Below are 10351 nucleotides of genomic sequence, written 5' to 3' on the forward strand. Positions count from 1 at the left end.
GCGGCGAGCGCCGCGGGGACGTCGTCGGTCACCTCGTCGAGCAGGTGCCCGGCCAGGGCGGTGGCGGTGTCCAGCGGCGTACCGTGCAGGACCGCCCGGCGGACCGCGGCCCGGTCGGCGCACTGCTGGGTGAGCCGGTAGACGGCCATGCCCGGCCACGTCACGCCGGTGACCAGCGGCAGCACCAGCCGGGCCGGGCCGGCGGCGATCCGGTGGTCGGTGGCGAGCAGCGCGTCCAGTGCCGCGCCGCCGCAGTCACCGTGCGCCACCGCCACCGAGGTCGCCGGCAGGCACTCCAACCGGCGCAGCTCGCGTTCCCAGCGACTGACCAGGGCGACGGTCAGGTCGTCGGCCCAGCCCGGGCCGGGCGCGCCCGACAGGTGCAGCACGACCAGCCGGTCACCCCGGTCCTCCACCCGGTCGCAGAGGTCGCGCAGCGCGGCGACCGCCTCGGCGGTCAGGGGAGCGGCGCCGTCGACGCGCAGCGTCGGCAGGTCCGGCTCGGGGCTCGTCTCCGCGAAGCCGTTCGCGGTCGGCGCGGTCACCACTGCACCAGCGCCGTCTCGATGGTGGAGCCCGGACCCATGGTCATCATGACGCCGTGGTCGCCACGCCGCACCACGCCCTCCTCGATCAGCCGCCGGTAGGAGAAGAGGAACGAACCGCTCGACAGGTTGCCGTGGTCACGCAGCACGCCGATGGTGTGCCGGACGTCGTGCCGGGACAGCCCGAGGTTGACCCGGACCGCGTCGATCACCTTCTTGCCGCCGGAGTGCACCAGCCAGTGCCGGATGTCGCTGCGGCGCAGGTGGTGCCCGCCGAGGAGCCGGTCGACGACCCGCTCCGCGTGCGCGCCGACCACGTAGGGGATGTCCGGGTCCAGGTAGAAGCTGAACTTGTGCTGGTCGTCGTCCCAGTCGTAGCGCATGGCGCCCATGGCGTCGGTGATCAGGTGACTGGCGAACGACAGGATCCGCGGCCCGGCCGGCTCCGCGGCGGCGTCGCCGTCCGCCGGGGCGACCAGGGCGATCGCGGCCGCGCCGTCGCCGAACAGGCTGTTGACCACCGCCGTGCGCATGCTCCCGTCGATCACGTACGCGGCGGAGCACGCCTCCGTGCACACCATCAGGGCGAGCCGTCCGGGGTGGGCGGCGGACCAGGCGGCCGTCCCGCCGAGGGCGTTCAGGCCGGCGTTGCAGCCCATGCCCACCACGTCCACCCGGTGGCAGCGGACCTCGATGCCCAGCTCCCGGATGAGGAAGGCGCTCAGCCCCGGGGTGAGGAAGCCGGTGGTGGTGACGCAGCACAGGTAGTCGATGTCGCGCGGATCGGCGCCGATACGGGCGAGACACTCGCGTACGGCGTTCGCGCCCATCTCGACGGCCAGCCGCCGGTGCTTGGCCAGCAGCGCGCCCTGACTCTCGGGGAGCACCGCGCCGGCGGCGTCCCGGGGCGGCAGGGTGAGGTGCCGGCGGTCGATGGCGCTGTTGAGGAAGACCGACCGGATCCGCGGGTCGGTGATGTCGAAGATGTCGAGCAGCTCCCGCTGGCTGTACGAGTCGGCGGTCACCGCGGTGCCGACCCCGGTGATCCGGGCCGCCGGCGGCGCGGCCGGGCGGCTGCGGGGGCGGGCGGCGGGGAGGCGGAGGACGCCCTGCTCGGGGGCGCTGAGCGTGGTGGTCATCGGAATGTCCATCCCCACATGCGGGGCTTGCTGCGCGGACGGCACACGACCGTGGTCATGTCGGTCACCCTCTCCTGTCGGACGGCGGGTCCTCCCCGAACGGGTCGGCGGCACGGGGCCGTCGGGGCGGGTCGGGGAAGCGGGGTCGAGGCGCGGGCCGCGGGGCGCCCGGGCCGACCGGTCTCGGCACCGCGTCGGCACTCCTGCGGCGGCGCGGATCGTACTGTGGCACCGCTTCCTGCCCCGATCAATCGGGCGCGGACCGGCGACCGGGCACAGTGGCCGGTCGCGCCGGGTGTCCAACTGACGGCGGGGCGCAGTCGAACAGCCGGCCCCCTCGGGGCCCGTGACCGGCCCGACGGCGGCGCGTTGATGGACGCCGTAACGGTGGGCCATAGTGACCGTGCGTAGGAAACGGGCAGCTCTCGGCCTCGGCTCCGTCCGGCGGGGCAACGGCTGCCGCGCTCGCGCCGGCCTCCGGCCCGGCGGACGGAAACCCCTCTTGGTGATGGTCGGCGGTCCCTGCCGTGTCGGCGTGGACCCGTCCCCTTCCGCCATCCCCGGCTGCGAAAGGAAGCTCCGTGGTTGCACGAGAGATTGAATACGTCGAGCTGTACGTGGGCGATCAGCAGTCCGCGGTCGACTACTTCGTCTCCCGCTTCGGATTCCGGCAGGTCGCCGAGTCCGCGGTGGACGACACCCGCTCCACCCTGCTCCGGCAGGGCACCGTGAAGATCATCGTCACCGCCGGGCCGAAGACCTGGAAGTTCCTCGACGGGCACGGCGACGGCATCGCCGACATCGCGCTGACCTGTGACGACGTGGACGCCACCGTCGAGGCCGCCGCGGCGGCCGGCGCCACCGTGAGCCGCTCCTTCCGGGGCCACCCGGTGGTCACCGGATTCGGCGACGTCGGCCACACGCTGCTGCCCGCCACCGGCGGCTTGGCCGACCGGCTGCCGGCGATCGGCGACTGGACGCCGTCAACCGCCCCGGACGGCCCCGTCGGCCGGATCCGGAAGCTCGACCACGTGGCGGTCTGCCTGGCCGGCGGCACCCTGGAACAGCACGCCGACTACTACGGCGCGGCCCTCGGGCTGCACCGGTACTTCAGCGAGTACGTGGCGGTGGGGGACCAGGCGATGGACTCCATCGTGGTCCGCGGCGCCTCCGGCGAGGTGACCTTCACCCTGGTCGCGCCGGACCCGACCAAGAGCCCGGGGCAGCTCGACGCGTTCCTCGGCCGCAACGGCGGCCCCGGCGTGCAGCACCTCGCCTTCCTGGTCGACGAGATCGTCCCCGCGGTACGCGAGTACGGCGCCCTGGGCGTGGAGTTCCTCAACACCCCGGACGCCTACTACGAGATGCTCGCCGACCGGTTCACCGGGATGACCGAGGAGATCACCCAGCTCCGCGAGACCAACGTGCTGGCCGACCGGGACGAGTGGGGCTACCTGCTCCAGCTCTTCACCCGGTCGCCGTACGAGGCGAACACCCTCTTCTACGAGCTCATCCAGCGGCGCGGCTCGCGCGGCTTCGGCAGCCGCAACATCCGCGCCCTGTACGAGGCGGTGGAGCGGGACCGCCTCATCGCCGACTGACCCCCGACGGCGGGCCCCCCGGCCCGCCACCTCCCGCCCGGGACCGCACCCAGCGGCCCCGGGCGTCACCATGTCCGGGGGGTGAACGGGTCGTCCCACCCTCGTTCGTCGTCGGTCGCGCGGCACCGGACGGCGGTGGCCGCGGCGGCCGGCGCTCGGCCGTGATCCAGGCGTCTCCGTCGATCGGCCCAGGGCCCAGACACCAGTGCGGTGTCCGCGCATTCGCGCCGGACCCGACCTGGGCGTGAGGCGCGAGGTTGACCAAGAGGTGCGGCCTTGGGCCCCGCTTCTTGACGCAAAGCTCCTGATCAGTCAGCTGGGGAGGCGTGGGGATGTGCGGCGGCCCCGGCCCGAAGGGGCCGGGGCCGCGTGAGGGCGGTGGTCAGGCGGACTGGGCGGCGGGGAGGAGGGGATCGGGGTCGGCGCCGCGCTGGTGGGCGAACTGGGTGTGGTACAGCTCGGCGTAGAGGCCGTCGAGGGCGAGCAGTTCCTCGTGCGTGCCGCGCTCCTGGATCCGGCCGGCGTCGATGACCAGGATCTGGTCGGCGTCCAGGATGGTGGAGAGGCGGTGTGCGATGACCAGTGAGGTACGCCCGGCCAGCGCGGTCTTCAGCGCCCGCTGGATGGCCGCCTCGGATTCGGAGTCCAGGTGGGCGGTCGCCTCGTCGAGGACCACGATGGGCGGGGACTTCAGCAGCAGCCGGGCCACCGCGAGGCGCTGCTTCTCGCCGCCGGAGAGCCGGTAGCCGCGGTCGCCGACCACGGTGTCCAGCCCGTCGGGCAGCTCCGAGATGGGCTCCCAGATCCTGGCCGCCTCGCACGCCTCGACCAGCTCGCGCTCGGTGGCGTCCGGGCGGGCGTAGAGCAGGTTGGCCCGGATGGTGTCGTGGAACAGGTGCGCGTCCTGGGTGACCACGCCGATCGTGTCGCCGAGCGAGCGCAGGGTCAGCTCGCGGACGTCGTGCCCGCCGATCCGCACCGTGCCCGCGCTGGGGTCGTAGAGCCGGGGCACCAGGTGGGTGATGGTGGTCTTGCCGGCGCCGGACGGCCCGACCAGCGCGGTCAGCGCGCCCGCCGGCGCCACGAAGCTCACGTCGGTGAGGATCTGGGTGCTGCCGCCCTTCTCGCGGCCGGGCAGCGAGATGGTCTCCAGCGAGGCCAGGGAGACCTCGTCGGCCGCGGGGTAGCGGAATGTCACCTGGTCGAACTCCACGTCCGGGGCGGTGCCGGCCGAGGTGGCCGGCAGGTCCCGGGCGCCGGGGCGCTCGGCGATGAGCGGCTTGAGGTCGAGCACCTCGAAGACCCGGTCGAAGCTGACCAGGGCGGTCATCACGTCGACCTGGATGTTGGTGAGCTGGTTGATCGGGCCGTACAGCTGGAGCAGCAGGGCCACCATGGCGACCAGGGTGCCGACGCCGAGGCGGCCGTCGATCACCAGGCTGCCGCCGAAGCCGTACACCAGCGCGGTGGTGACCGTGGCGAGCAGGGTGGCCAGGATGAACAGGATCCGGCCGTGCACCGCCATCGAGATGGCGATGTCGCGGACCCGGGCGGCCTTGCCGGAGAAGCTCTTCTCCTCCTCGGCGGGGCGGCCGTAGAGCTTGACCAGCATGGCGCCGGAGACGTTGAACCGCTCGGCCATCATCGAGCCCAGTTCGGCGTCGATCTGCATGCCGCCGCGGGCCAGCCGCTCCAGCCGCCCGGCGACCAGCTTGCCGGGGAGGAAGAAGATCGGGATGAGCACCAGCGCCGCCACGGTGAGCGGCCACGACAGCCAGAACATGGCGACCAGCACCAGGACCAGGGTCAGCACCGTGGAGACCGTCTGGGACAGCAGCGAGGTGACCGCCTGCTCGGCGCCGACCACGTCGGTGTTGAGCCGGCTGACCAGCGACCCGGTCTGGGTACGGGTGAAGAACGCCAGCGGCTGCCGCTGCACGTGCGCGAAGACCTTGGTGCGCAGGTCGTAGATGAGCCCCTGCCCGACCCGCCCGGAGAACCAGGTCTGCGCGTAGATCGCCACGACGTTGACCAGTGCCAGGCCGGCGACCAGCGCGGCCAGCCCGACCACCACCGACTTCCGGCCGGGGATGATGCCGTTATCGATGATCATCTTGAGCAGCAGCGGGCTCGCCACCGTGATGACCGACTCGACGATCGTGGTCAGCAGCACCACCAGCAGCGACCAGCGGTAGCGCAGGGCGTACGGCAGGATCCGGCGTACCGTGCCGGGTTTGATCTTCTGCGGTTCAACCAGATTCTCGACGCGGAGGCCGAGCACGCCCAAGCCTGGGCCGTCCATCGTGGCCACGGAACCTTCTTCGTGGTCGCGCCGTCGCCGGGGTGGCCGGCGGGCGGCTAGTGGGTGTCGAAAAATTCGATGAGCGCCCTGTTGAGCGCCTCCGGGCGCTCCAGGTATCCGAGGTGCCCGCAGTCGGGGATCTCGACCAGGTCGCAGTCGGGGATCGCCTCGGCCACCTCGGCGCACAGGTGCGGCGGGGTGATCAGGTCGTCGGCGAAGGCGACCACCCGGCACGGGGCGGTGACCCGGCCCAGCGCCGCGCGGCGGTCGCCGGTCAGGTCGGCCCACGCCTGGCCGCTGGACGTGAGGCCGGCCCCGGACAGCTCGAAGAGGTCCAGCCAGCCGGCCACGGCGGTGTCGTCGTTCAGCGTGGCCGGCGAGAACATGGTGAACACCTTGTGCGCCGCCTCGTACGCGGCGGGCAGCCGCAGCCCCGACTCGATCAGCGCGAGATCGGCCTCGTGCTGGGCCCGCCGGGCCGCGTCCAGCCGGCCCCGGGTGGCCACCAGCACCGCGCACCGCACCAGCTCGGGATGGTCGATGGCCAGCTCCTGTGCGATCATCGCGCCCAGCGAGGTGCCGACGATCCGGCACGGGGCCAGGTCCAGCGCCTCGATGAGGCCCCGGGTGTCGGCCACCAGGTCGGCCAGCGAGTACTTGCCGGCGGGCGCGTCCGACGGCGGGATACCCCGGTTGTCGAAGACGACCGTGGCGTAGCCGGCCCGGTGCAGGGCGGGGGTCTGGTGCATGGTCCAGGCCCGCCCGGCCGAGTCCGAGCCCATGATCATGAGAACCGGCTCGCCCGCGCCGGAGCGCTGGTAGGCGAGCCGGATCCCGTTGCTGGTCAGGAAGTCCATGGTGGGGACGTCACCAGCGCCATTCGCGCTTGTTGAACAGGTGCTCGCCGGTCAACCCCCGGTCCGCGCACCAGCCGAGGAACTCCTCGATCTGCTTGAGCTGGTAGGTGTCCTCGGTGTACGTGGTGGCCATGACGTGGCCCTGCCAGCTCTCCTCGCCCATCGCGTAGATGTAGCCCTCGTCCGCGCCGAGCTCGGTCATGATCTGGCCCGCCTGGGCGGCGTTCGAGCCGGACAGCTTGCGCGAGTCGCTCATCTTCTTGCTGACCGGCTTGGTGAGCAGACCCTTGTAGAGCCAGGTCAGCGGCGCGCCGTCGCACTCCATGCCGAGGAAGGCGATGTCCGCCTTGCCGAGGTGGCCCCGCACGTAGCGGTAGAGGGTCGGGTCGATGCCGGAGGAGTCGGCGCCCACGAAGATCGACTTGCCGGCCAGCCGGAGCCAGTAGGTCGACTTGCCCCGGATGTCGAGGTCGGCGTGCTCGCCGAGGAACGGCGTGGCGGTCACCGTGCCGCCGGGGAAGTCCACCTCGTCGAAGTCGTCCACCTCGATCACCGGCAGGCCCAGGTGCTTGAGGTAGAGCCCCATCGACGGGTCCGGCAGGTTGCCCCGGGAAGTGCGCGGCACCACCACGGCGCCGATCCGGCCGCGCAGCTGGAGCAGCGTCTCCAGCACGATGTGGTCCTGGTGGCCGTGGGTGATCAGCACCAGGTCGATGTGGTCCGGCAGGTCGTCCAGGGTGAACCGGTCGCCGTGCCGGTTGTCGGTGCTGATGAACGGATCGGTCACGATCGCCGCCTGCTCGGTCTGGAACACCAGGCAGGCGTGACCGTAGTAGCGGATCCGGCCGCCGCCGTCGATGTGCCGGTCGGGGGAGAGGCTCGGCCGGTCGGTGAGCAGCCGATCCAACGCGCCCGCCTGGCCGTCGTCCAGCTCCAGTGCCTCCCGCAGGCGGTCCAGGGTGGTCGGGCGGACCCGGGCGGCGACCAGCTCGGCCAGGCCCGGGTGCCGGAACGGCAGCGGCAGGTCGAGCACCCCGGGCTTCGGCAGCCGCGGCGTGCTGAGGATGAACGGCCGCTCCACGCCGTCGTCCAGCGAGAGCTGCACCGACTGGCGGCCCTCGTCGTACGCCGGGCTGTGATAGAGCAGCGCCTCCAGGAAGTGGAGCGACGCCTGGTTGCTGGTGTCGTACGCCATCTCCACCAGGCCCTTCAGCGCGGCCGGCAGCTTCGGGTAGAGCGGCGTGAGGTCGAACCCGGTGGCCTCCTGGCGGATCATGTCCTCGGCCTCGGCGACGCCGGCCGCGAAGGCCAGCATCTCCGCCCGGTCCTCCTTGATCGACTTGACCAGGTCGGCCACCTCGCCGGCGCGCTCGGACTCGATGCCGACGAAGTAGCCGCCGCGCATCGCCGGGTTGGTGCTCGCCGCGACGTGTACCGACGGGTTCTGCAGGTACGACTCCAGCAGCGGCAGGTGCAGGAACGCCAGGTTCATCGACGCCTGCACGGGCGCGACCGTGTGCAACCACGCGTAGAACCGGTCGACCAGAGGCTCGAGGATCACGTTCGAGCGGAGATACCTCGGCTCGGCGGCATCGCCCATGTCGTCTCTCCATCCTGGGTGTCGTACGCCGGAGCGCGACCGGCGGAAGAGGTAGGCCGCAGCACGCCGAGCGGACGGCGCGTCACAGGGACACGGCACTGCGCTGGCAGCGACGCCGGTCGCTGGACCCGGCGCGGGCGCGGTTCACTATGGCACCGTGCCGGGAGGCGGTACAGCCTGTGCGCGGACACCCCGCCGGGGTGTGCGACCGGCGCGCGGGCGGGTGTGCAACCGGCGCGATGTCGCAGTTGAACAGGGCCGTGCGCGGGTGTTCCGGGCTTGTTGATCGTCCGCTCGGGGCTGCGCCATAGTGGACCGCTGTGGAGCCCGTGCATTCACGACCGTACATGCGCCGGCCATCCACGCGGCGGCGTCCGGCCGCCGGCCCGGCGGGGTGGTGGCGCCGCCCGAGACCCGCTTGACGTCGCCGTCGAGCCGTACCGCTCCCCACTGACGCACCCGGCGGCTGCCGGGTCGAGGAGGTACCGCATGTCCGAGACCGACCTGGCGGCCTACCGGCTGACGCCCGACCTCGTCCGGTCCTGGCTGGTCGAGCGGGTCGCCGACTACCTGCGCTGCCCGGCGGAGGAGATCGACGCGGACGCGCCGCTGACCGAGTACGGGCTGGACTCGGTCTACGCCTTCGCGCTCTGTGGGGACATCGAGGAGACCCTCGGGCTGACGGTCGAGCCCACCCTGCTCTGGGAGGCGGACTCGCTGGCCGCCGTCGCGGCCGAACTCGTGGCGCTGGCCGGGAAGTGAGGCGGAGGTGACCGCGGTGTCGGGACCGGAGCCCCGCGAGCTGGCGGCCGCCCAGCTCGGCGTCTGGTACGCCCAGCAGCTGGCGCCGGAGAGCCCGGTGTTCAACGTGGGCGAGTATCACGAGCTGCACGGCGACGTCGACGTCGACCTGCTGGTCCGGGCGCTGCGCGGGGCGCTGGCCGAGGCGGACGCCCTGCGGCTGCGCTTCCGGGCCGACGGCGGCACGCCCCGGCAGCACGTCGCCGACCCGGTGTCGCACCCGATCCACGTCGCCGACCTCAGCGCCGAGCCCGACCCGCGAACCGCCGCCGAGCGGTGGATGGCCGACGACCTGGACCGCCCGGCGGACCTGCGCGACGGCCCGCTCTGCGGGTACGCGGTGTTCCGGATCGCACCGGACCAGGTGCTCTGGTACCAGCGCGCCCACCACCTCCTCCTCGACGGCGGCAGCCTCGCCGCCCTCGCCGTCCGGGTCGCCGAGCGGTACACCGCGCTGGTCAGCGGCACGGCCGAGGGCACGCCGCTGCCGCCGCTGTCCGTGCTGCTCGACGCCGACCGCGCGTACCGGGAGTCGCCGGAGCTGGACCGGGACCGGCGGTACTGGCGCGACGCCCTAGCCGAGCTGCCGGAGAGCGTGACCACCGGCGGGGAGCACCTGCGCCGGCTGCCCCCGCGCCCGCTGCGGCACCGGCACGACCTCACCCCGGACACCGCGGCCGGCCTGCGCGCCGCCGCCCGCCGGCTGCGTACCGGCTTCGCCACCCTGGCCGTGGCCGCCGCCGCGCTGCTCCAGGCGCGCACCACCGGGGAGCGGGACGTGGTGGTCGGCGTGCCGGTCGCCGGCCGCACCACCCGCCGCGAGCTCGGGGTGCCCGGGATGACCTCGAACGTGCTGCCGATCCGCCTGCGGGTCCGGCCGGCGGCCACTGTCGCCGAGCTGCTCCGCGAGACCGGCGAGGCGGTCCGCGCCGGCCTGCGCCACCAGCGCTACCAGCACGGCGAGATCCTCGGCGACCTCGGCCTGGTCGGCCGGGGCTCGCTGCGCGGCCTCACCGTCAACGTGCTCACCCTGGACCGGCCGCTGCGCTTCGGCGACACCGTCGCCACCCGTACCGGCCTGGCCGGCGGCCCGGCCCACGACGTCACCGTCGACCTGTACGAACGGGCGTCCGACGGGACGATGCAGACGCTGGTCGAGCTGAACCCGGAGCTGCACGAGCCGGACGCCGGCGCGGTGATCTCGCGCCGGTTCCGTACCGCCCTGGAGCTGCTCGCCGCCGCCGCGCCCACCGACCGGGTCGGCCGGCTCGACCTGCTCGACCCCGACGAGCGGCGGCGGGTGCTGGTGGAGTGGAACGACACGGCCGCCGACCTGGGCGGGCAGAGCGTGCCGGCCCGGTTCGCGGCGCGGGTCGCGGCCCACCCCGAGGCGGTCGCGCTGGTCTGCGGCGACCGGCGGCTCACCTACCGGGAGCTGGACGCGCGGGCCAACCAGCTGGCCCGGCTGCTGCGCGAGCGCGGCGCCGGGGCGGAGCGGGTCGTGGC

At 73.2% G+C, this 10351-nt stretch carries 8 protein-coding genes; 3 read left to right on the forward strand and 5 right to left on the reverse strand.

Features of this window, described 5'->3' with window-relative positions:
* Both dpgB and dpgA read right to left on the reverse strand, forming a co-directional pair.
* On the reverse strand, nt 1-545 hold a 545-nt coding region (gene dpgB, locus B0E53_RS27635; RefSeq protein WP_146167788.1), incomplete at its 3' end, for an enoyl-CoA-hydratase DpgB.
* A complete protein-coding gene (gene dpgA / locus B0E53_RS27640) occupies nt 542-1696 on the reverse strand; it encodes a 3,5-dihydroxyphenylacetyl-CoA synthase DpgA (protein ID WP_107078704.1) in 1155 nt (384 codons plus the stop codon). The genes dpgB and dpgA, both read right to left, overlap by 4 nt.
* 569 nt (nt 1697-2265) lie before the next feature.
* Between dpgA and hppD the strand changes: the two genes are divergently transcribed.
* Nucleotides 2266-3285, forward strand: a complete 1020-nt coding sequence (hppD, locus tag B0E53_RS27645; RefSeq protein WP_107078705.1) for a 4-hydroxyphenylpyruvate dioxygenase — start codon at nt 2266-2268, stop codon at nt 3283-3285.
* A gap of 382 nt (nt 3286-3667) precedes the next feature.
* Here hppD and B0E53_RS27650 read toward each other — a convergent pair whose 3' ends face one another.
* From B0E53_RS27650 to B0E53_RS27660, 3 genes are read right to left on the reverse strand one after another with little or no spacing between them, the layout of a single operon-like run.
* Complete coding sequence (locus tag B0E53_RS27650; protein ID WP_107078706.1) at nt 3668-5587, reverse strand: ABC transporter ATP-binding protein; 1920 nt, start codon at nt 5585-5587, stop codon at nt 3668-3670.
* Nucleotides 5588-5643: 56 nt separating this feature from the next.
* On the reverse strand, nt 5644-6444 hold the full coding sequence (locus B0E53_RS27655) for an alpha/beta fold hydrolase (RefSeq protein WP_107078707.1): 801 nt from the start codon (nt 6442-6444) through the stop codon (nt 5644-5646).
* Nucleotides 6445-6454: 10 nt separating this feature from the next.
* Complete coding sequence (locus B0E53_RS27660; protein ID WP_107078708.1) at nt 6455-8044, reverse strand: MBL fold metallo-hydrolase; 1590 nt, start codon at nt 8042-8044, stop codon at nt 6455-6457.
* Between the two features lie 489 nt (nt 8045-8533).
* On the opposite strand from B0E53_RS27660, the gene B0E53_RS27665 reads away from it, so the two are divergent.
* Together B0E53_RS27665 and B0E53_RS27670 are read left to right on the forward strand one after the other, a co-directional pair.
* Nucleotides 8534-8806 carry an acyl carrier protein gene (locus tag B0E53_RS27665; protein ID WP_107078709.1) on the forward strand — a complete coding sequence of 91 codons (273 nt, stop codon included), beginning with the start codon at nt 8534-8536 and terminating at the stop codon, nt 8804-8806.
* Nucleotides 8807-8822: 16 nt separating this feature from the next.
* The coding region (locus tag B0E53_RS27670; protein ID WP_168215424.1) for a condensation domain-containing protein at nt 8823-10351 on the forward strand (1529 nt) is incomplete at its 3' end.

The organism is Micromonospora sp. MH33, from assembly GCF_003013775.1.
In the GTDB taxonomy this organism is placed as follows: Bacteria; Actinomycetota; Actinomycetes; order Mycobacteriales; family Micromonosporaceae; genus Micromonospora; species Micromonospora fulviviridis.